The following is a 25,620-nucleotide window of genomic DNA, read 5'->3' on the forward strand; positions in this document are numbered from 1 at the left end:
AAACCTGATATTTCAACCGAATACCGTTACACCCCAACCGCCTACCGCTCGTCCTTCAATCGCCGGCAGAGCTCGTCGAGCTGGTCGAGCGAGCGATAGCTGACCTTCAGCGAGCCGCCCTTGGCCTTATGCTCGATGCTGACGATCATGCCGAGCGTGTCTGTCATCAGCTTCTCGAGCGCCAGCGTGTCGGGGTCCTTGTCCGGCGCGCCTGCCGCGGTCTTGGTCTTGGCCGGCGTCGGGCCGGCGGGCATCTGCGCCAGCGCTTCCGCCTGGCGCACCGAAAGCCCTTCCTTGACGATACGCTTGGCTAGCCCGGCCGGGTCTTGCGCCGTCACCAGCGTGCGGGCATGACCGGCCGACAGATCGCCGTCGACCAGCATGTCGTGAATGACATTGGGCAGCTTCAACAGCCGCAATGTGTTGGCGACGTGGCTGCGGCTTTTGCCGATCACCTGGCCGAGATCGGCCTGCGTGTAGCCATGCTCGTCGATCAGCTGCTGATAGCCTTGCGCTTCCTCGACCGGATTGAGATCGGCGCGCTGCACGTTTTCGATGATCGCCAGTTCCAGCGCGGTGCGGTCATTGACGTCGCGCACGATCAGCGGGATCTCGGTCAGGCCGGCGCGCTGCGCCGCCCGCCAGCGCCGCTCGCCGGCGATGATCTCGTAGCGGCCGGGTTGCGACGGCGAGGGGCGCGCCACCACCGGCTGCACCACGCCATGCTCGCGGATCGACTGCGCGAGATCGGTGAGCTCGGCATCGCCGAAATGCCGTCGCGGGTTCTTCGGGTTCGGGCTGACGAACTCGATCGGCACCTTGCCGTCCGCCGCTACCACGGCGCTCGGCTTTTCCGGCGCCGCCGGACGATCGATTTCCCCGATCAGCGCCGCGAGGCCGCGGCCCAGTCTTTTTCTTGATTGGTCTTCGCTCATTAGTTTGTCCAGATCGTTTCGGAATCGAATCGGCTAGTTAACCAGGCTGCCGCAAAGGGCGTGGCTCAGGCGGCGCGCAGCTTGCGCTCGCGGCGGATCACCTCGGAGGCGAGCTGCAGATAGGCCTGGCTGCCCGAGCACTTCAGGTCATAGAGGATCGCCGGCTTGCCGTAGGATGGCGCCTCGGAAACCCGCACATTACGCGGAATGATCGTCTCGTACACCTTGTCGCCCATATGGGTGCGCACATCCTGCACCACCTGGTTGGCGAGGTTGTTGCGTCCGTCATACATGGTGAGCACGATGCCCTGGATGGTGAGATCCGGATTGATCGTATTGCGCACTTGCTCGACGGTCTCGAGCAGCTGGCTGAGGCCTTCGAGCGCGAAGAACTCGCATTGCAGCGGCACGAGAACGGAATCGGCCGCCGCCATTGAATTCAAAGTCAAAAGGTTGAGCGAGGGCGGGCAGTCGATCAGCACATAGCCGAACGGCGCAGAGCGCCCGGCGGCGGCGCGCAGCGCGTTGCGCAACTTGAGCACCCGGTCGGGCGCCGAGGCGATTTCCATCTCGATGCCGAGCAGGTCCAGCGTCGAGGGTATGATGGACAAGCCGGGCACCGCCGTCGGCACCGCGGCCTGCTCCAACTCGAGCTCGCCGGTCAGCACATCATAGGACGAGACGGTGCGGTCCTTGCGATCGATGCCCAGCCCGGTGCTGGCATTGCCTTGCGGGTCGAGGTCGACGATCAGCACGCGCTCGCCAATGGCCGCCAATGCCGTAGCCAGGTTGATGGCCGTCGTCGTCTTGCCGACACCGCCTTTCTGGTTGGCAACAGTGATGATACGCGGTGCTGTGCTCATGGGCCTATGCCAGTAGTTCATTTGCGGGTCGCCGGGCGCAATTCGGTGATTTCGAGGATGACGCCTTCGGCGTCGGTCACGCTCGAATGTTCTACCAGATCGAAGCCCCAGCGGTGAGTGCTTTCTTCCACTTCGGCACGGTAATCCCGGCCTTTGTGGAACAGCGCGCGCGCCCCCTCGGTCAGCCAGGGCGCCGATAGATCGAGCAGGTCCGGCAGCGCCGCCAGCGCCCTCGCCGTGACGATTTCCGGTGTGGAAACAAGCCCATAGCTGTCATCGATGCGCTTGGCCACGACACGCGCCGGTAAATCGAACTGGCCTATGACGGATTGCAGGAACGAAGCCTTCTTGCGGTTGCTTTCAACCAGGGCAATCGACGCGCCGGGACGCTCCGCCAGCAGGAAAGCCAGCACCAATCCGGGAAAACCGCCGCCCGAGCCGAGGTCGACCCAGCGTGTTGCCGCAGGCGCGATTCGCGCAAGCTGGGCGCTGTCCAGGATGTGGCGGCGCCAGACGTCGTCCAGCGTCGACGGCGCCGCCAGATTGATGCTGCGATTCCATTTCAGGAACAGCTGTTCGAAGGCCTGCAGCCGCTCGAATGTTTCACGTGAAACCGGACCCGCCGCCTTTTGCAGATCTTCCCAGGCGCTCACGCCACGTCCCTGCGCGCGGCGAGCTCGGCATTGCGGACATGCGCCACGATGATGGCAAGCGCCGCCGGCGTCATGCCTTCCATGCGCTGCGCATCGGCGATCGAACGCGGCTGGCGCGTCTTCATCTTCTGCTTCAACTCGTTCGAAAGTCCCGGGACATCCGAAAAGTCGATGGTCTCGGGGATGAGCCGCGACTCCTCCTGCCTGATCTGCGCGACGTCGGCTTGCTGGCGATCGAGGTAAACCGAATATTTCGCTTCCGTTTCGAGCCGCTCCGCCGTCTTGGCGTCAAGCTCAGCAAAACGCGACTCGACACGTGCCAGCCAAGCCATGTCGACGCCCGGGTGCGCGAGCAGCTCGTAAGCCGAGCGGCGCACGCCGTCCTTGTTGATCTCCAGCCCATGCCGCCCCGCTTCGTTCGGCGTCAGCGTCACCGATTTTGCCAGCGCGCGGGCCTGATCGAGTTTCAGTGCGATCTCGCCGAACCGCTGCATCCGCGGTGAGGCCACGATGCCGAGCTTGTCGGCCAGCGGCGTCAGCCGCTCATCGGCATTGTCGGCACGTAGCGACAGCCGGAACTCGGCACGCGAGGTGAACATCCGGTACGGCTCGGCGATGCCCCGACTGGTCAGGTCGTCGACCATCACACCGATATAGGCTTCCGTGCGGCTGAGCACGACTTCTTCACCGGCTGAGGCCTTCCGCGCCGCGTTGATGCCGGCGAGCAGGCCTTGCGCGCCGGCCTCTTCATAACCGGTGGTGCCGTTGATCTGCCCGGCCAGGAACAGGCCGGCGACGCGCTTCGTCTCCAGTGTCGTCTTCAATTCGCGCGGGTCGACATGGTCATATTCGATGGCGTAACCGGGCTGCAGCATGGTCGCTTCTTTCAGCCCGGGAATGGTCTTCAGAATGTCGAGCTGCACGTCTTCCGGCAGCGAGGTCGAGATGCCGTTCGGATAGACGGTGTCGTCGTCGAGGCCTTCCGGCTCGAGGAAGATCTGATGGCCCTCGCGATCGCCAAACTTGACGATCTTGTCCTCGATCGACGGGCAATAGCGTGGCCCGACACCTTCGATCGAGCCGGAATACATCGCCGAGCGGCCGAGATTGGCGCGGATCAACTCATGCGTCGCCGGCATGGTGCGGGTGATGCCGCAATGGATCTGCGGATTGACGATGGCGTCCGTCATCAGCGAGAACGGCACCGGATTCTCGTCGGCCGCCTGGCTTTCCAGGGAGGCCCAGTCGATGGTCCGGCCGTCGAGGCGAGGGGGGGTTCCGGTCTTCAGGCGTCCGAGCTTGAAACCCGCGCGGCTCATAGTCGCCGACAACCCCATGCTTGCCTGCTCGTTCATGCGGCCGGCGATGATCTTCCTCTCGCCGATATGGATGAGACCGCGCAGAAAGGTGCCGGTGGTCAGCACCACCGCGCCGCAGGCCAGCCGCCGATCGCCGGAAACCAGCACCGCGGCCACGCGGCCGTCTTCAATCTCGAGATCGAGAACCTCACCCTCGACCACGTCGAGATTGTTCTGCTGCCGGATCGCTTCCTGCATGGCCAAGCGATAAAGCTTGCGATCGGCCTGAGTGCGGGGACCGCGCACGGCCGGGCCCTTGCGGCGGTTGAGCAGCCGGAACTGGATGCCGGCGGCATCGGCGATGCGGCCCATCAGCCCGTCCATGGCGTCGATCTCGCGCACGAGGTGTCCCTTGCCGAGACCGCCGATCGCCGGATTGCAGGACATGACGCCGATCGTATCGAAGCGCAGCGTGACCAGCGCGGTCCTGGCGCCGGCCCGCGCGGCCGCACTTGCCGCCTCGCAGCCGGCATGGCCGCCGCCCACCACCACCACGTCATAGTGATTGGTCATTTTCCAAGAATCCGCTTTCAGAGATGCCGACACATGTCCCCGCGACATCTCTCTGTCAAGGACGAAGACCCGGCTCGTTTCACGTGAAACATAAATCGCGCATCCGTGGGTGTTTCACGTGAGTCACTCCCCGGGCAGGGGACAGCTGTGTTTCACGTGAATCATTTACCGATGCAGAACTGCGAAAAGATGACGTCGAGCAGATCCTCGACGTCGACCGCGCCAATGATCCGGCCGAGCCGGTCCGCGGCCAGCCGCAACTCCTCGGCCCGCAATTCCTGGCTATGACCGGCCAGCGCCGCTCGCAGGAAGCCCGTCGCCTCCTTGAGAAGCTCGACGTGACGCAACCTCGATGGGAGAACTTCACCCGCGTCGCCGGCTGCCTCATTGGCGCGTTCTCCGATCTCGGCGAGAAGTGCGCCGAGCCCGGTGCCGTCCCTGGAAGAAATCACCAGGTCATATGCGCCGATGCCGACCGCTCCGATATCCGACTTCGTCCCGACCCTGAGCAGCGGAGCCCCGCTCGAAACCTCGCCGACGGGGACCGGGTCGGCCATGTCCTCCAAAAGCAGGATCAGGTCCGTTTCACCGGCCTTGGCCCTGGCCCGTTCGATACCGATCGACTCGACCTTGCCCGCGGCCTCCCGCAACCCAGCCGTATCGATGATCCGAACCTTCAGCCCGTTGAGGTCCATGACGACCTCGAGCAGATCGCGCGTCGTGCCCGGTTCGTCGGTAACGATTGCCGCCTCGCGCCTGGCCAGCGCGTTGAACAGGCTGGACTTGCCGGCATTCGGCGCACCGAGGATGACGACCTCAAAGCCGTCGCGGATGATCTCCGCCGCCTTGAACCCTTCGACATGCCGCTCGATCTCGCCGATCATCACCGCCACGTCCGACCAGACCGCATCCGAAACGGAGCCTGGCACATCCTCTTCGTCGGCGAAGTCGATCTCCGCCTCGATCATGGCGCGCGCGTGGATCAGCCGGCGGCGCCAGCTTGAATAAAGCTTGCTCTGCGCGCCTTCCGCGTTGCGCAAGGCAAAGCGGCGCTGCGCTTCCGTCTCGGCATTGACCAGATCGGCCAATGCCTCCGTCTCCACGAGGTCGAGCTTGCCGTTGAGAAAGGCACGACGCGTGAACTCGCCGGGCTCGGCATGCCTGACGCCCTCAAAACGGGTGATTGTCTCCAGCATCCTTGCCGCGACGGCCCGGCTGCCGTGAACATGGAATTCGGCAACATCCTCGCCGGTGAAGCTGCCGGGCCCTGGAAAGAACAGGACAAGGCCATGGTCGATCGTCGAACCGTCGGCCGCCCTGAGCCTCCGCAACGTGGTAAACCGATCCTTAACGGCACCCGCAATCGTTTCGACCACGAATCGAGTCTTCGAACCGGAAATACGGATGACGGCAAGGCCGGCGGGCAGCCGGCCGCTTGACAGCGCAACAATTGAATCCTTGGAAATCATTTGCCGGACCTACCGAACCGCCCTAGCCTTTAACTTGCCAAACCCGAGAGCCGAGCCCGCCCATCTTGACCCTGCCCGCGCGAAACCTGCTTGCCGAAGAGGCCAGCCCCTATCTGCAGCAGCACAGCGACAATCCCGTGCATTGGCGCGGCTGGTCGCCCGCGGCCCTTGCCGAAGCGAAGGAGCTCGGGCGGCCGATCCTGCTCTCCATCGGTTACGCCGCCTGCCACTGGTGCCATGTCATGGCGCATGAAAGCTTCGAGAACGACGCCGTGGCGGCCGTCATGAACCGGCTCTACGTGAATATCAAGGTCGATCGCGAGGAGCGGCCGGACATCGACCAGATCTATATGGCCGCGCTGCACGCCATGGGCGAGCAGGGCGGCTGGCCATTGACCATGTTCCTGACGCCCGACGGCAAGCCTTTCTGGGGCGGGACCTATTTCCCGCGCGAGGCGCGCTACGGGAGGCCCGGCTTCATCCAGGTGCTTGAGGCGGTCGACAAGGCCTGGCGCGAAAAGCAGCAAAGCCTCGCCGAAAGCGCCGACGGGCTGACCGCCCATGTCGAGCAACGGCTGGCCGGCACGCTAGGCAAAGCTATCCTCGACCGCGATACGCTCGCCGATCTCGCCGGCCGGATCGACGGCATGATCGACCGCGATCTCGGCGGCTTGAAGGGCGCGCCAAAGTTTCCCAACGCGCCGTTCATGCAAGCGCTTTGGCTGTCCTGGCTGCGCGACGGCCAGGCCGCGCATCGCGACGCGGTGCTCCTCAGCCTTGAGAAAATGCTCGCCGGCGGCATCTACGATCATGTCGGCGGTGGCCTCAGCCGCTACTCGACCGACGCCGAATGGCTGGTGCCGCATTTCGAGAAAATGCTTTACGACAACGCCCAGCTCATCCGCCTGTGCAACTGGGCCTATGCCGCCTCGGGCAACGACTTGTTCCGGGTGCGAATCGAAGAGACCGTCGGCTGGCTGCTGCGCGAGATGCTGGTCGAAGGCGGCGCCTTCGCCGCCAGCCTCGACGCCGACAGCGACGGCGAGGAGGGGCTTTTTTACACCTGGAGCCGCCAGGAGATCGAAACCGCGCTCGGCGACGATGCCCCCATCTTCTTCCGCTATTTCGAGCTCGCCGCGCCGCATGGCTGGGAAGGCAAGCCGATCATTCGCCAGAGCGCGGCGCGGCAAAGTCAAGGCATCGCCGACTATGGTCAGCTCGCGCCGCTGAAGGCAAGGCTGCTGGCCGTTCGGGAACATCGCGTCAGGCCGGGCCGCGACGGCAAGGCGCTCACCGACTGGAACGGGCTGATGATCGCCGCACTTGCCGAGGCGGGCCGCTCGTTTGGCAGGCGCGACTGGATCGACGACGCCGCAAGAGCCTTCGCCTATATTTTTGGGGCGAGCCAGGGCGGCCGCTTGCCGCATTCCATGCTTGGCGCCAAGAAACTCTTTCCGGCGCTGTCGAGCGATTACGCCGCCATGACCAACGCGGCGATCGCGCTGTTCGAGGCGACCGGCGATCCGGCCTATTCCGATCGCGCCCTGGAGTTCATCGGCGAACTCGACCGCTGGCACCAGGACGGCGACAAGACCGGCTACTGGCTGACGGCGTCGGACAGCGGCGACGTTCCGATCCGCATCCGCGGCGATGTCGATGAGGCAATTCCCTCGGCGACCAGCCAGATCGTCGAGGCGCTGGTGCGGCTGTCGTCCCTCACCGGCGACCTCGATCTCTGGGAAAAGGCCTGGACCACCGCCGAACACGCCATGGGCCGCGCGTCTCAACAGGCCTATGGCCAGGCCGGCATCGTCAATGCCTGCGCGCTGGCGCTCGGGCCATTGAAGCTCGTCATTATAGACAAGCCTGAGTCTTCAAGCCTCGTTCCGGTTACGAATCGGAATCCGGACCCGCGCCGGGTCGATATCGTGGTGGCGATCGGTACGGAAGCGAATCGACCACTGCTGCCGGGCGGGGTGCTGCCGCCGACGGACAAGCCAGGCGCCTGGTTCTGCAGCGGGCAGGTATGCCTGCCGGTGGTGACGGATGCGGGTGCGTTGGAGAAGCTGTTGCGGCGATAGCGCCTTTTTTCCTTCTCCCCTTGTGGGAGAAGGGGGAGCGCTTCGCGAGCCGACCTCCCACGACGGGGAGGATAGCCCAATCACGTATTCATCGAATCGAAGAAATCCGCGTTGGTCTTGGTCTGCTTGAGCTTGTCGATGAGGAACTCGATCGCGTCGGTCGTGCCCATCGGCGCGAGGATGCGGCGCAGCACGAAGATCTTCTGCAGGTCCGCGCGCGGCACCAGCAGGTCTTCCTTGCGGGTGCCCGACTTGAGGATGTCCATCGCCGGGTAGATGCGCTTGTCGGCCACCTTGCGGTCGAGCTGGATTTCGCAGTTGCCGGTGCCCTTGAACTCTTCGAAGATGACTTCGTCCATGCGGCTGCCCGTATCGATCAGCGCGGTTGCGATGATGGTCAGCGAGCCGCCTTCCTCGATATTGCGGGCGGCGCCGAAGAAGCGCTTCGGGCGCTGCAGCGCGTTGGCGTCGACACCGCCGGTCAGCACCTTGCCGGATGACGGCACCACGGTGTTGTAGGCGCGGCCGAGGCGCGTGATCGAATCGAGCAGGATGACGACGTCGCGGCCGTGCTCGACCAGGCGCTTGGCTTTCTCGATCACCATTTCGGCGACCTGCACGTGGCGCGCCGCCGGCTCGTCAAAGGTCGAGGAGATCACCTCGCCCTTCACCGAGCGCTGCATGTCGGTCACTTCCTCCGGACGCTCATCGATCAGGAGCACGATCAGGTAGCATTCCGGATGGTTGGCGGTGATCGAATGGGCGATGTTCTGCATCAGCACCGTCTTGCCGGTGCGCGGCTGCGCGTTGATCAGCGCGCGCTGTCCCTTGCCGATCGGCGCGACCAGATCGATCACGCGCGGCGAGATGTCCTTGGAGGTCGAATTGTCGATCTCCATCTTCAGCCGCTTGGTCGGGTAGAGCGGCGTCAGATTGTCGAAGTGGATCTTGTGACGGATCTTTTCGGGATCGTCGAAATTGATGGTGTTGACCTTGAGCAGCGCAAAATAGCGCTCGCCCTCTTTCGGGCTGCGGATCGGTCCTTCGACCGTATCGCCGGTCTTGAGCGAAAAGCGCCTGATCTGCGACGGCGAGATATAGATGTCGTCGGGACCCGGCAGGTAGTTGGCGTTGGCCGAGCGCAGGAAGCCGAAGCCGTCCTGCAGCACCTCGACCACACCGTCGCCGATGATTTCGATGTCCTGGGCGGCGAGCTTCTTCAGGATTGCGAACATCAGCTCCTGCTTGCGCATGACGCTGGCGTTCTCCACCTCGAGCGTCTCGGCATAAGCGATCAGCTCTGGCGGCTTCTTGTTCTTGAACTCTGCGAGTTTCATTTCTTGCATTAGATAGACTCTGGGTAGGCTTTGGGGAGGAAAATCGGCTGAATACGACAAATGCCGGGCGCGGCCGAAAGCGAGTAAAGGGGGCGGCGCATGACGGGAAGGAAGACCCGTCTTTTATCGTCGGTCGCCTGAAAGAGCAAGCCGCCTTTTGCGGGGTCCCAGCCTGACGGGGAAGCCTAAAGCATGATCCCGAAAAGTGGGAACCGGTTTTCGGAAAAGATCATGCTCACGATCTAGAACGGCTTCACGACGACCAGGATGACGATGGCGATCATCAGCAATGTGGGGATCTCGTTGACGATCCGCCAGTGCCGCGCCGGTTTTTCATTCTTGTCCTCGGCAAATTTCCTGACCGCGGCGGCGAGATAGCCGTGCAGGCCCGACAAGACGAGCACCAGCGCGATCTTGGCGTGCAGCCAGCCTCCTTCGAAATGGAAGATCTTCCAGGCCATCCACAGGCCGAGCACCCATGTCACGATCATCGCCGGATTGATGATGCCCCTGAGCAGCCGGCGCTCCATCACCTTGAAGGTCTCGGATTGCACCGAGCCTTTCACGGCATCGACGTGATAGACGAAGAGCCGCGGCAGATAGAGCATGCCGGCCATCCAGGCGATGACGGCAATCACATGGATCGCCTTGGCCCAGGGATAGAAGCCGTCGCCCGCCACGAAATAGAGCAGCGCCGTCAGCACGACGAGCACGACAATGCCGACCACCATGCGCATCATCGCCTGGCCGGTGCTATTCTCGTTGCCCACATTGCTCATCGCCGGCTCCTCACCATTTTCACCATCGCCTCGACATGCGCCACCGGCGTTTCCGGCGTGATGCCGTGGCCGAGGTTGAAGATCAGCGGCCCACCACCCAAAGTCCTCAAGATCGCATCGACGCCGTCGGCCAGTGCCTTGCCGCCGGCAACCAGGCGCAGCGGATCGAGATTGCCTTGCACCGCTCCGTCGCGCTGCAGTTCCTTCGCCATCGACAGCGGCACGGTCCAGTCGAGACCGAGGCCGGTAATGCCGGTCTTTGCCCTATAGTCGCGATAACGCTCACCGGCGCCCTTCGGAAAACCGATCACCGGCACGCCGGGGTGAACCGCCTTCACCTGCCGCACGATCTCGGCCACCGGCTCGACGCAGAAGGCCTCGAAGGACGGCTCGTCCAGCACGCCCGACCAGGAATCGAAAATCTGCACCGCATCGGCGCCGGCTTCGATCTGGCGGATGAGATAGGCAGCCGAATGGTCGGCCAGAATCTTCAGAAGCTGTCCGAAGGCCTCGGGCTCGCGATAGGCGAAAAGCCGGGCAGGGCCCTGGTCGGGCGTGCCGTGCCCGGCAATCATATAGGTCGCCACTGTCCAGGGCGCACCGCAGAAGCCGAGCAGCGTGGTCTCGTCGGGCAGTTTGGCGCGCAGCCGGCGCACGGTCTCGTAGACCGGTTGGAGATTCACGTGAAACATGTCGCCGTTCAGCGCCGGAATCTCCGATGCCGAGATCGGCTTCAGGATCGGTCCGCGGCCCTCTTCGAAGCGAACATCCCGCCCCAAGGCATTGGGCACGACAAGGATATCGGAAAACAGGATCGAGGCGTCGAAGCCGAAGCGCTCGATCGGCTGCAGCGTCACCTCGACCGCGAGGTCCGGATCGTAGCAGAGATCGAGGAAGGATCCCGCTCGCTTCCTTGTCTCACGATATTCCGGAAGATAGCGGCCCGCCTGGCGCATCATCCAGAGCGGCGGCGGTGAAACCGCTTCGCCCTTGAGGACGTCCAGCATGATCCGTTTCCCAGCCATCCAGCGCTGCCCTCTCCAGTCCCTCTAAATCAAATATCTATTTTAAAAGAGTCTTCTGATTCTAAGAGTCTGTTGGTTGTGATGATTGCGACCTGTCCAGCCTGCGGGCCGAAAAGGCCAGTCAGCATATTGTCGCGTACTCGCTTTCGCAATTTGGAGGGATCTGGGGACGAAGCGGATTCTAGCTTTGGAGTCAAAAGCTTGAGCTTTTCGTTCCAAACTCCGTGCTGTGGATGAAACCGGCCAGGAAAAGTTGATCCCCAGTTTTGTCCCCAGCGCCGCGACAAAGCCTACAGCGGGTCGAATTGTGGACAAGCGGCCATCTGATACAGTCGCCTCCCGACCCAAGGCCTGCTCACCCAGCCTTGTCCACAATTGCCCACAGCCTGGACCCATCCCCTGTGAACAAACCTCAGAGCTTCTTCCATCTGCATCTGATCTCCGACGCCACCGGCGAGACGCTGCTGGCGGCCGGCCGCGCTGCATCCGCCCAGTACAAGGATGCCCGTGCCATCGAGCACATCTATCCGCTGATCCGCACGGAAAAGCAGATCGCCAAGGTCTTCGAGGATATCGAGGAGGAGCCCGGCATTATTCTCTATACGGTGGTCGACCAGAAGCTGGCGCGCTCGATCGACGAGCGTTGCGCGGCGATGGGCCTGCCTTGCGTCTCGGTGCTGGAACCGGTGCTTACCGTCTTCCAGTCCTATCTCGGCACGCCGGCCGGCCGCCGCGTCGGCGCCCAGCACGTGCTCGACGCCGAATATTTCCGCCGCATCGATGCGTTGAACTTCACCATGGAGCATGATGACGGCCAACTGCCGGCCAATATGGACGATGCCGACATCGTGCTGATCGGCATTTCGCGCACCTCGAAGACGCCGACCTCAATCTATCTCGCCAATCGCGGCATCAAGACCGCCAACATCCCGATCGTGCTCGGCGTGCCGCTGCCCGAAAGCCTGATCGCCGCCAAGACGCCCTTGGTCGTCGGCCTGATCGCCACGGCCGAGCGCATCTCTCATGTGAGGCAAAACCGCATCCTCGGCAACACCGCCCCCTATGTGTCGACCGACTATGTCGATCGTGCCGCGATCAACGAGGAGCTCGCCTATGCGCGCCAACTCTGCACGAGACATGGCTGGCCGATGATCGACGTCAGCCGCCGCTCCATCGAGGAAACGGCGGCCGCCATCGTTGCCCTGCGGGGAAAGACGCGCTAGGGCGTCGATATTCAGGTGAGGCCGGCCTGCAAGTAGCGGCTTCCTGCGCTTCCGGTGCTCACGTACTTTAAGTACGCTCCGCTCCGGTTCTCGGAAGCCACCACTTTCGGCTCGGCCTGACCTGAATCTCAACGCCCTAGTCGGTGCCACGGATCAAGCGCGAAAAAATCATGGCCGAGAAAATCATCCTCGCTTCGGGCAGTCCGTACCGCAAGGCGATGCTCGTCAATGCCGGCCTCGACATCGAGGCGGTGCCGGCAAATGTCGATGAGCGCGCGCTCGAGGCTCCGCTGAAGGACAGCGGCGTCTCGCCGGAGGATGTCGCGTCGATCCTGGCGGAGGCCAAGGCGACCGAGGTCAGCGAGCGCAGGCCGGGCGCGCTGGTGCTCGGCTGCGACCAGACGCTGTCGTTGGGCGACGAGATCTTCCATAAGCCCGCCGACATGGAAGGCGCGCGTCGCCATCTGCTCGCGCTTTCGGGCAAGACGCATCAGCTGAACAGCGCCGCCGTGCTTTGCCGCGACGGCGCAGTGCTGTGGCGCCATGTCGGCGTCGTGAGCCTCACCATGCGCAAGCTCGATCCCGCTTTCATCGGCCGGTATCTGGCGCTGGTCGGCGCCAAGGCGCTGACCAGCGTCGGCGCCTACCAGATCGAGGGCGAAGGTATCCAGCTGTTCGAGAAGATCGAGGGCGACTACTTCACCATCGTCGGCCTGCCGCTCCTGGCGGTGCTTAAGGAGCTGCGCGAACTGGGGGCCATCGATGGCTGAGAAAAAGGCCTTCGTGACCGGACATCCGATCGCCCATTCGCGCTCGCCGAAGATCCACGGCTACTGGTTGGCGCAATACGGCATCGATGGCAGCTATGAGGCGATCGACGTCGCGCCGGATGAGTTCGCGTCCTTCCTGAAGGCGCTTGGCGACAATGGGTTTCGCGGCGGCAATGTCACCATCCCGCATAAGGAGGCGGCCTTCGCCGGCGTCGCCCGCCGCGATCACGCGGCCGCCGCGATCGGCGCGGTCAACACATTGTGGTTCGAGGACGGCGTTCTGTGGGGCGGCAATACCGACGGCTACGGCTTTGCCGCCAACCTCGACCAATATGCACCTGGATGGGCGGCCAACGGTCCGGCCGTGGTGCTCGGCGCCGGCGGCGCTTCCCGCGCGGTCATCCATGCGCTGAAAGAGCGCGGCGTAAAAGATATCCGCATCGTCAACCGGACACTCGCCCGGGCGGAGGAACTCGGGCGCCATTTTGGCGCCTCGGCGCATGGCGGAGATGCGCTCGGTGAGCTGCTCGGCGATGCCGGCCTGCTCATCAATACCACCTCGCTCGGCATGCATGGCAATGAGACCCTGTCCGCCGATCCGGGCGCGTTGCCGGACCACGCCATCGTCACCGACATTGTCTATGTGCCGCTGGAGACGCCTTTGCTCGCCGCCGCCAGGGCGCGCGGCCTGAAAACGGTCGACGGGCTCGGCATGCTGCTGCATCAGGCGGTGCCCGGCTTCGAGCGCTGGTTCGGCAGGAAGCCGGACGTCACGCCCGAGCTGCGGCGCATGATCGTCGCCGACATCGAGGGCCATTGATGATCGTGCTCGGCCTGACCGGATCGATCGGCATGGGCAAGTCGGCGACGGCCAAGCTGTTCGTCGAGGCCGGCGTGCCGGTGCATGATTCCGACGAGACAGTGCATCGGCTTTATTCCGGCAAGGCAGCACCGCTGGTCGAGGCGGCCTTTCCCGGCACGACGCAGGCGGGCGTGGTCGATCGCGTCAAGCTCGCCGGAATGGTGCTCGCCGATCCCGCCGCGCTGAAGAAACTGGAAGCGATCATTCACCCGCTGGTGCGCGCCGACGCGGAGGCGTTTCTGGCGAAGCACCGCGCCGCCGGCGCGCCGCTCGCCGTGCTCGACATCCCGCTGCTGTTCGAAACGGGAGGGCGCAGCCGCGTCGACAAGGTCGTGGTCGTCACCGCGTCGCCCGACATCCAGCGGGAGCGCGTGCTCGCCAGGCCGGGCATGAGTGAGGAGAAGTTTTCGTCGATCCTCGCCAAGCAGGTACCCGACGCTGAAAAGCGCCGCCAGGCCGATTTCATCATCGACACCGGAAATGGCTTCGAGGCGGCGCGGAAGTCGGTCGAGGCCGTCATTGGCGAATTGACGGGGGATAAGTCCGGCCGGCATGGTTCCTGACGTCCGCTGTCAGCAGTCCCCATTGCCATTTTGTTCTGGTTTGTGATTCTGCTCGCTTGGAGCGGATTGATTCGAATGCGTGAGATCATCTTCGATACGGAAACCACCGGCCTTGATTTGCGCGACGACCGCATCATCGAGCTCGGCGGCGTCGAACTGGTCAACCGCTTCCCGACCGGCCGCACCTTCCACAAATTCATCAATCCGCAGGGGCGCGCCATCCACGCTGAGGCGCAGGCCGTGCACGGCATCAGCGCCGCCGACCTTGTCGGCAAGCCGACCTTCGCCGAAATCGCCCAGGAATGGCTGGACTTCACCGACGGCGCCAAGCTGATCGCCCACAACGCCACTTTCGATATAGGCTTCCTCAACCTCGAATTCAGCCGGCTCGAGCAGGCCGCCATCGATCCCGGCCGCGTGGTCGACACGCTGGCGCTGGCGCGCCGCAAGCATCCGATGGGGCCGAATTCGCTGGACGCGCTCTGCCGGCGCTACGGCATCGACAACACCCGCCGCACCAAGCACGGCGCGCTGCTCGACTCCGAACTGCTGGCCGAGGTCTATATCGAGCTCATCGGCGGCAAGCAGGCGGCGCTGGTGCTGGAGACCGTGGCGGTGCAGATGAACGGCAACGGCGAGGTGGCCGATATCGACATCTCGATCGGCGCAAGGCCGATCGCCCTGCCGCCACGGTTGAGCGAAGCGGACCGCGCGGCGCATGCCGGTCTGGTTTCGACGCTGGGCGAAAAGGCGCTGTGGCTGAAGGTGGCGACCGCGGGCTGAGCGGGGTGCTGAAGCGCCGACGTTGGAGAATGGCAGAACCCCTCGTGACGTCGTCATACTCGGGCTTGACCCGAGTATCCATGCCGCGACCTCTGCCATAGAGCGCAGCGGTACAGAATTCTGTAACCGTTGCAACGCCTTGGCATCACGGCATGGATTCCAGGGTCTGCGCGCGTCGCTCCGCTCCTTGCTCCGCCCTAGAATGACGACGGCACGGAGGCCTTCGCTAATCTCAGACGTCGCCAAAAAAGCGGACCGCGCGGCGCATGCCGGTCTGGTTTCGACGCTGGGCGAAAAGGCGCTGTGGCTGAAGGTGGCGACCGCGGGCTGAGCGGGGTGCTGAAGCGCCGACGTTGGAGAATGGCAGAACCCCTGGTGATGTCGTCATACTCGGGCTTGACCCGAGTATCCATGCCGCGACCTCTGCCATAGAGCGCAGCGGTACAGAATTCTGTAACCGTTGCAACGCCTTGGCATCACGGCATGGATTCTAGGGTCTGCGCGCGTCGCTTCGCTCCTTGCTCCGCCCTAGAATGACGACGGCACGGAGGCCTTCGCTAATCTCAGACGTCTCCAACAAAAAGCCCGGCACGAAGCCGGGCTCTCGATGCGTAGCGGTGCGCCCTCTCAGCTCACCTGGACCTTGCCAGCCGCCGCCTGGTCCTCGGCGATGCGCTGCTGGAACATCTGCGCGAAATCGATCGGGTCGAGCATCAGCGGCGGGAAGCCGCCATTGCGGGTGGCGTCGGCGATGATCTGGCGGGCGAAGGGGAACAGGAGCCGCGGGCATTCGATGAAGAGCAGCGGCAGCATGTGCTCCTGCGGGAAGCCCGAGATGGCGAAGACGCCGCCATAGACCAGCTCGACATTGAACAGCACTTCCTGGTCGAAGGAGGCTTTGGCGTTCAGCGTCAGATTGACATCGAACTGCTTGTCCGAGAGCGGATTGGCGTTGACGTTGACGTTGATGGCGATGCCCGGCGCCTTGTCGCGGCCGCGCAGCGAATTCGGCGCGCCGGGGCTCTCGAAGGACAGGTCCTTCACATACTGGGCAAGCACATTGAGCGAGGGCTGGTTCTGGGTGCCGTTGCCGTTGGCGGCGCCGGTCGCCGCGTCGTCGTTGCTGGCCATGAGCCTTAAAGTCCTTTTGCCTGGGCAGCATTGCTGACCGGATTGAAATCGCGGGTTCGCTACCATGGTCGGCCGGACAAAACAAGTTTTGCCGCCTGTGCGGGACAGTGGGCTGCGATTAGTCGTTCTTCAGCCGCCGCCAGGGTGAATTGTGGTCCGGCCGGTTCGGATAGTCGTCGCGCGAATAGTCTGTGTCGTCGAGGTCGATGACGTTGTCGCGCCGGCGGGCCGAAAAGCCGCTCGAGAAGCTTGTCGCCATGACGATGCGGTTCTTGAGCAGGCGCCAGGCGAGGTCGCGCACCGGCGGCAGCAACAGAAGAATGGCGAATATGTCGGTGATGAAGCCCGGGATGATCAAAAGGATCGCCGCGAGCACGATCATCGCGCCATGCGCGAGCTGTCGGCTGGGGTCGCGCCCGGCATCCATCTCCGTCCGCACCCGCGTCATGACGCCAAAACCCTGATGCCGGAGCAGCAGGCTGCCCGCGACGCTGGACAGGATCACCAGCCCGACCGTCCCCAAAGCGCCGATTTCGCGGCCGACGACGACGAAGCCGGCGATCTCCAGCAGCGGCAGCAGGAGCAGGAACAACGGGATGAACGAGATGCGCAAGTCTTTGACCGATCGCTTTCTTCTTTTGCGGCGCTCGCGGCAATCGCCGCTGGCCTTGGCGCCCTTAGATAGGTATGGCTGCCTTTGATTTGAATGATTGCGCCTGCCGTTCTATATGCTTTGAGTGTTGAACGCTATGCGACCGCGGTCCCCCGAGGGGGCTATGCCGGTCCGGCAAGGACAGGATCGGGTTGGCGGAAAATATGGGTTTCTTCGACTTCGGCACGATTTTCTTCCTGATTGCGGCGGTTGTGATCTTTTTCCAGCTGCGCAACGTGCTTGGACGTCGCACCGGAAACGAGCGTCCGCCCTTCGATCCCTATTCGGCGAGCCGTACCCGCGAGGCCGATGCGGCGCAGAAGCCTGAAAATGTCGTGTCGCTGCCGCGCAAGCGGGCGCCGGGCGAAACCGCGCCCGAGACCTATGCCGACATCGACGCCTTCGCCAAGCCCGACACCGATCTCAACAAGGGCCTGCGCACCATCAAGGACAATGACGCATCCTTCGAGCCGAAGGGCTTCGTCGACGGCGCCAAGATGGCCTATGAGATGATCGTCATGGCCTATGCCGACGGCGACCGTAAGACGCTGAAGAACCTGTTGTCGCGCGAAGTCTATGACGGCTTTGTCGCCGCGATCGGCGAACGCGAGGCCAAATCGGAGAAGATCCAGTCGTCCTTCGTCGGCATCGACAAGGCCGACATCGTCGCCGCCGAAATGAAGGGCTCGGAAGCGCACATCACGCTGCGCGTCGTCTCCGAGCTGATCTCGGCGACCCGCGACAAGGCCGGCGCCGTCATCGACGGCGACCCGGAGACGGTGGCCGAGGTCAAGGATGTCTGGACCTTCGCCCGCGACACCCGCTCGCGCGACCCGAACTGGAAGCTCGTCGCCACCGAAGAAGAAGATTGATCTAGAGCATGATGCCGAAAAGTGTGGGGCGGTTTTCGGATCACATCATGCTCCATCTCTTTGAATTAGAGGCGGATTCAGATTTCAGGTCGGTTCGACCTGAAATCATCCGGCTCTAAGCGGCGGGGCTCGGTCGTGCCGCTCTCTCCCACATTCAGCCAAAAGTCGTTCAGGGACCTGCCCGGATGGGCCGGGGATGACCACCTCGCGGCCTTTGCGGCGTTCCGCCGCTCGGCCTTTCACGCCCCGATAAAGCCTTACCGCACAGGATCGCTCGGCGTCGATTTCAACGCTTTTGCCCAGGCCTATGCCGAGGCGCGTGCCATTTCGGAGCCGAATCGGTTGGAAGCGCGCTCCTTCTTCGAACGGCATTTCGTTCCGATGCTGGTGAAAGGTGAAGGTGGCAGCGCCGGTCTCGTTACCGGTTTTTACGAGCCGGAGGTCGAGGCCTCGCCGGTCAGGACGGAGCGGTTCACCGTGCCGCTGCTGTCCCGCCCCGCCGACCTGATCGACATCGACGACGGCAACCGGCCGGCCGGCATGGACCCCTATCTGGCCTTCGCCCGCCGTACGAATGCTGCTCCCGTCGAATATTTCGACCGCGGCGAAATCGAGCGCGGCGCGCTTGCCGGCCGGAACCTGGAAATCGCCTGGCTCGCCGAAAAGGTCGATGCCTTCTTCATCCATGTGCAAGGTGCGGCGCGGCTGAAGATGACCGATGGCAGGCTCGCCCGCGTCACTTACGCCGCCAAGTCCGGCCAACGCTTCACCGGCCCGGGCAAGACCTTGAGCGAGCTCGGCGAGATACCGCTCGAAAAGGTGACGATGCAGTCGATCCGTGCCTGGTTCAAGGCGCATCCCGACCGCGTCGACGAGATCCTGTGGCAAAACCGCTCCTACATATTCTTCCGCGAAGCCGAAGTCGACGATGTCAGGCTCGGTCCGATCGCCGCCGCCAAGGTGCCGTTGACGCCGGGACGCTCCGTTGCGGTCGACCGCCTGCTGCACACCTTCGGCACGCCCTTCTACATCGACGCGCCGACGCTCACCGCCTTCGACGGAAAACCGTTCCGGCGGCTGATGATCGCGCAGGACACCGGCTCGGCCATCACCGGACCCGCGCGCGGCGATCTCTTCGCCGGCTCCGGCGACGCCGCCGGCGAAATCGCCGGCGTGGTCCGCAACGCGGCGGATTTTTATGCCCTGGTTCCCCGCGGCCTGTTCGAGGGAGCGCGCCGGTGAGCCGCCGCGACGATCATCTCAGCGACGACGACCGCATCCTGTGGAACCTGGTGGCGCGTTCGGCGCGGCCGCTGAAAGGCAAGACCGCCGTCGAGATTCCCGACATCGTCGAGCCCAAGCCAGAGCCGCCGCGCCCTGCCGCCAATGGCGTTGCGGTTGTGGCCGCCAAGCCGAAGACGCCGCATGTGGCGCATTCGCTCGACGACCAGACGCTGCACAAGCTGAAGAAAGGCCGGCTGCCGATCGAAGGCCGCGTCGACCTGCACGGCATGACGCAGGACGAGGCCTATTCGCTGCTGCTCACCTTCCTCAACCGGGCGCATGCTGGCGGCATCCGTTACGTGCTGATCATCACCGGCAAGGGTTCGTCCTCCGGCGGCGACGGCATCCTGCGCCGCGCCGTGCCGGCCTGGCTGTCGACACCGGCTTTCCGCCATCTTGTGTCCAGTCACGATCACGCGGCCCGCAACCATGGCGGCTCGGGCGCGCTCTATGTGCGGCTGCGTCGGATACGCTCATGAGCCGGCCGGCATGACCCCGTTCGGCGAAAAGCTCAGGGCGCTGCGTGCCGAGCGCGGCGTCAGCCAGAAGGCGATGGCCGAGGCCATCGGCGTTAGCGCCGCCTATCTGTCGGCGCTCGAGCACGGCCGCCGCGGCGCCCCGACCTGGACGCTGATCCAGAAGATCATCGGCTATTTCAACATCATCTGGGACGATGCCGAGGATCTTGTCCGTCTCGCCGAAAGCTCGCACCCCAGAGTCAGGATCGACACGTCGGGCCTGTCGCCGGCGGCCACCGAGCTGGCCAATCTTTTGGCTGAAAGCATCGAGAGGCTCGATGAGACGGAATTGCGGAAAATCACCGCGTCGGTCCGGGCTGCGCTGAGGGGATAGTTGCCCTTATGACAACGGGTGGGTTAGCCGAAGCGCCCGAGCTTCGTCATCCACGGGCGGAGCGGGCGCGAAGCGGACGCGCAGACCCGAGGATCCATTCCGTGATCTCGCGCGAAGGGCAAAGGCGGTGCAGAACAGAGTTCGTTCTGCACCGCGGCGACGCCTAAAGGTAACGGAATGGATTCTAGGGTCTGCGCTGCGTCGCTGCGCTCCTCGCTTCGCCCTAGAATGATGGGTGGACGGCCCCTTGCGGCATCGAATGTGCCAAACTGGGCTGTGATTAACTCCAGCGGAAGGAGACCGTCCGTCATGCAAGCTATCAGATTTGGTATCGATTTGGCCAAGAATGTGTTTCAGGTGCACGGCGTGGATGCGACCGGGCGCGTGGTGGTGCAGCGCCAGCTGCGCCGCGCGCAGGTGGAGAAGTTCTTCGCCGCGCAGCCGCCGGCGCTGATCGGCATGGAGGCCTGCGGCTCGGCTCATCATTGGGCCCGCACGCTCAGCGCGCTCGGCCATGACGTCAAGCTGATGCCGCCGGCCTATGTGAAGCCCTATGTTCCGCGCAACAAGAACGATGCCCGCGACGCGCACGGCTGTTGCGAGGCGGTGAGCCGGCCCGACATGCGCTTCGTGCCGATCAAGACGGTCGAACAGCAATGGGCCAGGGGCCTGCACCGCACGCGCAACCTTCTGGTGCGCCAGCGCACGCAGTTGGCCAACGCCATGCGTGGCCTGCTCTATGAGATGGGCCAGACAAGCGCCCAGGGGGCTGCGGGCCTGGAAGCGCTGCTGCAGCGCATCGAGACCTCGGATGAGGCCATCCCCGCGGCGCTGCTGATCTGCCTGGCGCCGCTGGCCGGACAATGGCGGGCGCTGGATGGCGAGATCGGCAAGCTGGACAAGCAGATCCTGGCTCAGGTCAGGCAGCAGCAAGCGGCCTTGCGGCTGACGACGATCCCGAGCGTCGGCCCGATCATCGCACATGCAACCATCGCGGCCATTGGCGACGGCCGCCAGTTCGCCTCGGGCAGGGACTTCGCGGCGTGGCTCGGCCTGACCCGCAAGAGTCATGACACCGGCGGCAAGCACAAGTTGACGGGCCATATCAGTCGCGCCGGCGACAGAGACCTGCGAAGGCTGCTCATTCTCGGCGCCAGTTCCTGGCTGCGCCAGGTCAGGGCCAAGCCCGACAGAGGCTCGCCCTGGATACGCGGCCTGCTGGCCAGGCGCCCGGTCAAGGTCGCGGTCGTGGCGCAGGCAGCCAAGACCGCGCGCATCATCTGGGCAATGCTGAGCTCGGGACAACAATACAGGGCGCCGGCTGCGGCATAACCCGCAAAGCGAGGCCCTTAACAGCGTAAGGAGCAAATAGCAGCACGGCAAAATGGTCAGGACCTGGGTCGAGACACTCCGCCTTCGTCATCGCGATTAAAAAGCGCGCTAGAATGATTGGAACTCGATCCGCGTAACCCCTGAGGGCCAGCGGTCATCAAATCGACCGCATCAAAGGCCGAATACATGACCGCTCCAGACTTAAGCCGTCGCCGCTATTTTGCCTCTTGCCCAAGAGGGGCCGTCCATACATGACGAAGCCGCGAGGGTCGAGGCTCTTGCCTACCACGCCGCAGGCAGCCTTCTCGATCTCTCACTTTGAGATCAGTACTTGCCGTTGGTGCTGCCGCGGCCGCCATTGTTGCCGTGATGGTCGCGGCCGCCGTTTCCGCCGCCCAGGCAATTGACGCTGCTGACGCCGCAGCAGCGGCCGCTCCAGAGGTCGTTGAGATTGGTCTTGGCGCAGCTTTTGACGGTGTCGTCGGCCAGGGCCGAACCGGTCAGGGCCGACACGGCAATGGCGGCAAGCAAGGTGTTTCGCAAAAAGGCAGTCATTGAAATTCTCCGTGGTTGGGTTTGTCGTCTACGGCTGTGTGTCGCCGGCCGAACGGAAACGGTTCACGGAGTCGCCTGAAAATTTTCGGAGGCGGTTACGGGTTTTTTGTTGTCATCGGCCTTTGCAATGTGCGGCTACGACAGCTCGGTCGTCATTCTAGGGCGGAGCAAGGAGCGAAGCGACGCGCGCAGACCCTAGAATCCTGTGTGTTGGTTCTGGTGTATGGTTGAAGTGGGAAGGAGACCGAGTGGATCCTGGTCGTCCTTTCGGACAGGCCGTGGCATGGCCCGGTCCCTTCCCACAGGTGAACCATCAACCTGAACAGTTGCACGGGGCTGTTCGAAGCAGACCCCGCACCACAGGAAGAGGCGTGGACATGATAGCCCAGAACTATGTCGGCTGCGACATCTCCAAGCAGTGGCTCGACTTTTTTGATGAGACAAGCGGCCGTCTTCGGCGCATCGACAACCAGGCCGATGCGATCGCGGCCTATGTGGCGGGTCTTGATCCCAGTCGGGACTTCGTCGTCATGGAGGCGACAGGGGTGCATGACCGGCTCCTGCGCCATGCGCTGGCCAAGGCCGGCGTGCCGTTCTCGCGGCACAACCCGGCCCATACCCACCACTATTCGAAGTCGACGCGCCGGCGCGCCAAGACCGATCCTCTCGATGCCAGGATGCTGAGCGACTACGGCCGTCGCTATAGCCCTGAAGCCGAGCCGGCGCCGAGCGAAGAAGTCGAGCGGCTTCAATCGCTTGCCGGCCACCGCGATCACTTGGTCAATATGCGGGCAGCGCTGAAGAAGCACCTCGCCGAGGCTTTCGAGGAGGTCGTCATTGCCGATCTGGAAGAGACGATCGCCTTCCTCGACACGCGCATCAAGGCGTTCGAGAGCCAGATTGCCGAAGTCATTCGTCAAAACCAGGACACCGCTCGCGACCATGCGCTGATGGTCTCCGTGCCCGGTGTCTCCAAGGTCGGCGCGCTCTCGCTGCTGGCGCTCCTGCCCGAGCTCGGCCAGCGCTCACCCAAGGCGATCGCAGCACTCGTCGGCCTTGCCCCGTTCGACAACAAGAGCGGCAAGCTCAACCGCAGGAGCCAGATCCAAGGCGGGCGATCACGCGTGCGCCGCGCCCTCTATATGGCAGCCCTCACGGCCATCAGAACCTGCGACCGGTTCAAGTCCTTCTACACAGCCCTTGCTGCCCGGTCGGGCTCCAAGAAGCTCGCCATCATCGCCGTCGCAAGGAAGCTCTTGGTCGTCCTCAACGCTATCATTCGCGACAAAACTGCGTTTGCGTGAACACAGTTGCCATGCCGTTACGCCAACGCTTTGCAACGGTTACAGAATTCTGCACCGTTGCACTCCACGGTAAGCGTCACGGCATGGATACTCGGGTCAAGCCCGAGTATGACGACGTCACGTAGGGATTCGGCCAATCTCCAAGGTTGGCGCCAGAAGCTCAACACACCTCCACCTTCAGCCACGGGGAGCTTTTCGCCCAGCGTCGAAACCGGCCCGGCATGCGCCGCGCGTTTCACCCACCGCGCAGGGAGGTAGAGCGCCTCGCGAAGAAAAGCAGGCGCCCGGTTTCTACTGCACCGAGCCGACAAGCACCGGCTGGCCGTCGCGGATCGAGACCCAGCGGCCGGTGTTGTCGATCGCCTGCCGCTTGAGGAAACGATAGCCGGTCGCGTCCCAGGCCTTGACCTTGTCGGTCAGGTTGTCGAGCACGTAATCGCCCCTGTCGGTGCGCACCGTCAGCACCGAATGGCCTTCGCCGTCCGGCTTGCGCACGACGGTGATCAAGAGGTCGGCGAGCGACATGCCCATGCGATAGAGCTGGCGGCGCTTTTCCAGCACATAGTCCTCGCAGTCGCCATAGCCATCATCCGGATAGGCCCAGACCTCGTCCTTGCCGTAGTGATCGAGATCGCTCAACGGCTTGACGGCGGCATTCACCTTGGCGCTCACGCTGACCAGCCTGCGCCACAGGCTGTCCGTCATCTTTGCAGGTTCGAGATCTGCAGGGTGGATGTTGCATTCGTTCGGGCGCGCTTTGCAGAAATCGTAATGGCCGATCGGCTGCGAGGTCAGGCCGCTCGTGGCCATCGCGCCCGCCGCCCAGGCGGGCGCCGCCCAGTGAGCCGAAATCGCCAGCCCTGCGACCGAACACAAACGCAGAATCCGCGCCATCGCTGAGGAAGTCATTGTCCCCGCCGCCCTGTTCTTTATTAACGAAACGTTAAAGGCGATTTACAGTCCGTGTCAATTAGAGACGACGGCCAGTTTGACGGCATGGTTACCTGGACGATCCCATAGCGGCACTTTCGCAACAGAGGCATGGGCGCAACACCGCCGGCCGCCGGATGGCGGCAGTCCGCTCCGAAGCGGTTTTACGACGTTCAGCTCTTGGCGGAACGGACCAGCTTCGGCTTCGTCGCCACGCGGTGCTGGCGGCCATAGCTGGAAATGAAGTCGGCGATGCGCGGCACGATTTCGGAGCGGAAGCGCGAGCCGTTGAAGACGCCGTAATGGCCGACGGCCGGTTGCATGTAATGCGCCTGTCTGTCGGCCGGGATGTTGACGCACAAATCGTGCGCGGCCTGGGTCTGGCCGAGGCCGGAAATATCGTCGTTCTCGCCTTCGATGGTCAGCAACGCGACATTGCGGATCGCCTTCGGATCGACCGGCTCGCCGCGATGCTTCATCTCGCCCTTCGGCAGGGCGTGGCGCACGAACACGGTGTCCACCGTCTGCAGGTAGAACTCCGCCGTCAGGTCCATCACCGCCAGATACTCGTCATAGAAGTCGCGGTGCTTCTCGGCATTGTCGCCGTCGTTCTTCACAAGGTGCATGAAGAAGTCCTTGTGGGCGATGATGTGGCGGTCGAGATTCATGCTCATGAAACCCGAAAGCTGCAGGAAGCCGGGATAGACCGCGCGGCCGAAGCCCGGCACCGGCCAGGGCGCCTGCATGATGACATTGTCGCGGAACCAGTCGATGCCCTTTTCCTCGGCCAGAAGATTGACCGCGGTCGGATTGCGGCGCGTGTCGATCGGGCCGCCCATCAGCGTCATGGTGGAGGGCACGAAGGGATCGCCGCGCTTTTCCATCAGCGCCACCGCCGCCAGCACCGGCACCGAAGGCTGGCACACGGCCATCACATGGGTGTCGGGACCGAGCGCATGGAACATGTCGATGACATAGTCGATATAGTCGTCCAGATCGAAGCTGCCTTGCGCCACCGGCACCATGCGGGCATCGACCCAGTCGGTGATGTGCACGTCGGCATGGGGCAGCATCGCCTCGACCGTGCCGCGCAGCAGCGTCGCGTAATGGCCCGACATCGGCGCCACGATGAGCAGCTTGGGGTCGGGCTTGCGGCCGGCGGGCAGCGCGCGCTCGAAACGGACGAGGTTGCAGAACGGCTTCGACCAGACCGTCTTTTCCGTGACGTCGACGCTTTTCCAGTCGACGACGGCCTTGTCCAGTCCGAATTGCGGCTTGCCGTAGCGGCGCGTGGTCCGCTCGAAGAGCTCCGCGGTCGCCGCGACCGAGCGGCCGAAGGGGGTGTGGGAAATCGGATTGAGCGGGTTGGAGTAGAACAGCCGCACCGCGTCGGCATAGAGGCGGGCCGGCTGCAGCGCCGCATGGTTCATTTCGTAGAGCTGGTAGAACATCGAGAACCCCGCTGCCGTCCGACGACCAAAGGGACGACGGACA

25 protein-coding genes are annotated in these 25,620 nt (G+C 63.8%); 12 read left to right on the top strand and 13 right to left on the bottom strand.

The genetic code is table 11. The annotated features are described in order from the left end of the window. Nucleotides 1-41: 41 nt before the first annotated feature. From WDX12_RS08790 to mnmE, 5 genes are all read right to left on the bottom strand, one after another. On the bottom strand, nt 42-935 hold the full coding sequence (locus tag WDX12_RS08790) for a ParB/RepB/Spo0J family partition protein (RefSeq protein ID WP_320298218.1): 894 nt from the start codon (nt 933-935) through the stop codon (nt 42-44). A gap of 65 nt (nt 936-1,000) precedes the next feature. Further along, nucleotides 1,001-1,798, bottom strand: a complete 798-nt coding sequence (locus WDX12_RS08795) for a ParA family protein (RefSeq protein ID WP_434724601.1) — start codon at nt 1,796-1,798, stop codon at nt 1,001-1,003. Nucleotides 1,799-1,815: 17 nt separating this feature from the next. Next, on the bottom strand, nt 1,816-2,451 hold the full coding sequence (gene rsmG / locus WDX12_RS08800) for a 16S rRNA (guanine(527)-N(7))-methyltransferase RsmG (RefSeq protein ID WP_434724602.1): 636 nt from the start codon (nt 2,449-2,451) through the stop codon (nt 1,816-1,818). Then, the gene (gene mnmG, locus WDX12_RS08805) at nt 2,448-4,322 is read right to left on the bottom strand and encodes a tRNA uridine-5-carboxymethylaminomethyl(34) synthesis enzyme MnmG (protein ID WP_434724603.1); all 1,875 of its coding nucleotides are present in this window, start codon (nt 4,320-4,322) and stop codon (nt 2,448-2,450) included. Before mnmG ends, rsmG begins: the two co-directional genes overlap by 4 nt. A 161-nt stretch (nt 4,323-4,483) precedes the next feature. After that, nucleotides 4,484-5,791, bottom strand: a complete 1,308-nt coding sequence (mnmE, locus tag WDX12_RS08810; RefSeq protein WP_434724604.1) for a tRNA uridine-5-carboxymethylaminomethyl(34) synthesis GTPase MnmE — start codon at nt 5,789-5,791, stop codon at nt 4,484-4,486. Between the two features lie 65 nt (nt 5,792-5,856). On the opposite strand from mnmE, the gene WDX12_RS08815 reads away from it, so the two are divergent. Further along, nucleotides 5,857-7,872, top strand: a complete 2,016-nt coding sequence (locus WDX12_RS08815; RefSeq protein ID WP_434724605.1) for a thioredoxin domain-containing protein — start codon at nt 5,857-5,859, stop codon at nt 7,870-7,872. 80 nt (nt 7,873-7,952) lie between these two features. On the opposite strand, the gene rho is transcribed toward WDX12_RS08815, so the two are convergent. The 3 genes from rho to hemE all read right to left on the bottom strand — a co-directional run bounded on the left by rho (nt 7,953) and on the right by hemE (nt 11,013). Beyond that, nucleotides 7,953-9,218, bottom strand: coding sequence for a transcription termination factor Rho (rho, locus tag WDX12_RS08820; RefSeq protein WP_140783138.1), 1,266 nt, complete (start codon nt 9,216-9,218; stop codon nt 7,953-7,955). Nucleotides 9,219-9,451: 233 nt separating this feature from the next. Then, nucleotides 9,452-9,988, bottom strand: coding sequence for a protoporphyrinogen oxidase HemJ (gene hemJ, locus WDX12_RS08825; protein ID WP_434724606.1), 537 nt, complete (start codon nt 9,986-9,988; stop codon nt 9,452-9,454). Continuing rightward, nucleotides 9,985-11,013, bottom strand: coding sequence for a uroporphyrinogen decarboxylase (gene hemE, locus WDX12_RS08830; RefSeq protein ID WP_434724607.1), 1,029 nt, complete (start codon nt 11,011-11,013; stop codon nt 9,985-9,987). The genes hemJ and hemE overlap by 4 nt, the downstream gene beginning before the upstream one ends. Before the next feature lie 401 nt (nt 11,014-11,414). On the opposite strand from hemE, the gene WDX12_RS08835 reads away from it, so the two are divergent. The 5 genes from WDX12_RS08835 (at nt 11,415) to dnaQ (ending at nt 15,214) form a co-directional block, all read left to right on the top strand. Continuing rightward, nucleotides 11,415-12,236, top strand: coding sequence for a pyruvate, water dikinase regulatory protein (locus WDX12_RS08835; RefSeq protein ID WP_320298227.1), 822 nt, complete (start codon nt 11,415-11,417; stop codon nt 12,234-12,236). A 170-nt stretch (nt 12,237-12,406) separates the two neighbouring features. After that, on the top strand, nt 12,407-13,006 hold the full coding sequence (locus WDX12_RS08840; protein WP_434724608.1) for a Maf-like protein: 600 nt from the start codon (nt 12,407-12,409) through the stop codon (nt 13,004-13,006). Continuing rightward, nucleotides 12,999-13,826: a shikimate dehydrogenase gene (locus tag WDX12_RS08845; protein ID WP_434724609.1), complete on the top strand. Its 828-nt coding sequence runs from the start codon at nt 12,999-13,001 to the stop codon at nt 13,824-13,826. The genes WDX12_RS08840 and WDX12_RS08845 overlap by 8 nt, the downstream gene beginning before the upstream one ends. Next, complete coding sequence (gene coaE, locus WDX12_RS08850; RefSeq protein ID WP_434724610.1) at nt 13,826-14,431, top strand: dephospho-CoA kinase; 606 nt, start codon at nt 13,826-13,828, stop codon at nt 14,429-14,431. Before WDX12_RS08845 ends, coaE begins: the two co-directional genes overlap by 1 nt. Nucleotides 14,432-14,506: 75 nt before the next feature. Continuing rightward, nucleotides 14,507-15,214 (top strand): DNA polymerase III subunit epsilon, encoded by a 708-nt coding sequence (dnaQ, locus tag WDX12_RS08855; RefSeq protein ID WP_434724611.1) that lies wholly within the window; start codon nt 14,507-14,509, stop codon nt 15,212-15,214. Between the two features lie 627 nt (nt 15,215-15,841). On the opposite strand, the gene secB is transcribed toward dnaQ, so the two are convergent. Together secB and WDX12_RS08865 are read right to left on the bottom strand one after the other, a co-directional pair. After that, nucleotides 15,842-16,345, bottom strand: a complete 504-nt coding sequence (secB, locus tag WDX12_RS08860) for a protein-export chaperone SecB (protein ID WP_320298232.1) — start codon at nt 16,343-16,345, stop codon at nt 15,842-15,844. A gap of 118 nt (nt 16,346-16,463) precedes the next feature. Next, nucleotides 16,464-16,958 (bottom strand): FxsA family protein, encoded by a 495-nt coding sequence (locus WDX12_RS08865; protein ID WP_434724612.1) that lies wholly within the window; start codon nt 16,956-16,958, stop codon nt 16,464-16,466. Nucleotides 16,959-17,161: 203 nt separating this feature from the next. On the opposite strand from WDX12_RS08865, the gene WDX12_RS08870 reads away from it, so the two are divergent. From WDX12_RS08870 to WDX12_RS08890, 5 genes are all read left to right on the top strand, one after another. Next, nucleotides 17,162-17,869 (top strand): Tim44/TimA family putative adaptor protein, encoded by a 708-nt coding sequence (locus WDX12_RS08870; protein WP_320298234.1) that lies wholly within the window; start codon nt 17,162-17,164, stop codon nt 17,867-17,869. Nucleotides 17,870-18,004: 135 nt separating this feature from the next. Continuing rightward, nucleotides 18,005-19,111: a murein transglycosylase A gene (gene mltA / locus WDX12_RS08875; protein WP_434724613.1), complete on the top strand. Its 1,107-nt coding sequence runs from the start codon at nt 18,005-18,007 to the stop codon at nt 19,109-19,111. Further along, nucleotides 19,108-19,632 carry a Smr/MutS family protein gene (locus WDX12_RS08880; protein WP_434724614.1) on the top strand — a complete coding sequence of 175 codons (525 nt, stop codon included), beginning with the start codon at nt 19,108-19,110 and terminating at the stop codon, nt 19,630-19,632. Before mltA ends, WDX12_RS08880 begins: the two co-directional genes overlap by 4 nt. A gap of 10 nt (nt 19,633-19,642) precedes the next feature. Then, nucleotides 19,643-20,005: a helix-turn-helix domain-containing protein gene (locus tag WDX12_RS08885; RefSeq protein WP_320298237.1), complete on the top strand. Its 363-nt coding sequence runs from the start codon at nt 19,643-19,645 to the stop codon at nt 20,003-20,005. Between the two features lie 309 nt (nt 20,006-20,314). Further along, nucleotides 20,315-21,337: an IS110 family transposase gene (locus WDX12_RS08890; RefSeq protein ID WP_434724615.1), complete on the top strand. Its 1,023-nt coding sequence runs from the start codon at nt 20,315-20,317 to the stop codon at nt 21,335-21,337. 324 nt (nt 21,338-21,661) lie between these two features. Here the strand turns inward: WDX12_RS08890 and WDX12_RS08895 are convergent, their stop codons facing one another. Beyond that, entirely contained in the window at nt 21,662-21,892 is a 231-nt protein-coding gene (locus WDX12_RS08895) for a hypothetical protein (protein WP_320298238.1), read from the bottom strand. Nucleotides 21,893-22,269: 377 nt separating this feature from the next. Between WDX12_RS08895 and WDX12_RS08900 the strand changes: the two genes are divergently transcribed. Then, the gene (locus WDX12_RS08900; RefSeq protein ID WP_434725596.1) at nt 22,270-23,196 is read left to right on the top strand and encodes an IS110 family transposase; all 927 of its coding nucleotides are present in this window, start codon (nt 22,270-22,272) and stop codon (nt 23,194-23,196) included. A 291-nt stretch (nt 23,197-23,487) separates the two neighbouring features. Here WDX12_RS08900 and WDX12_RS08905 read toward each other — a convergent pair whose 3' ends face one another. Both WDX12_RS08905 and WDX12_RS08910 read right to left on the bottom strand, forming a co-directional pair. Continuing rightward, on the bottom strand, nt 23,488-24,105 hold the full coding sequence (locus WDX12_RS08905) for a transglutaminase-like cysteine peptidase (protein ID WP_320298239.1): 618 nt from the start codon (nt 24,103-24,105) through the stop codon (nt 23,488-23,490). Between the two features lie 194 nt (nt 24,106-24,299). Continuing rightward, a complete protein-coding gene (locus WDX12_RS08910; RefSeq protein ID WP_434724616.1) occupies nt 24,300-25,577 on the bottom strand; it encodes a polyhydroxyalkanoate depolymerase in 1,278 nt (425 codons plus the stop codon). Nucleotides 25,578-25,620 lie beyond the last annotated feature (43 nt).

Source organism: Mesorhizobium sp. RIZ17 (genome assembly GCF_051127865.1).
GTDB lineage: Bacteria > Pseudomonadota > Alphaproteobacteria > Rhizobiales > Rhizobiaceae > Mesorhizobium > Mesorhizobium humile.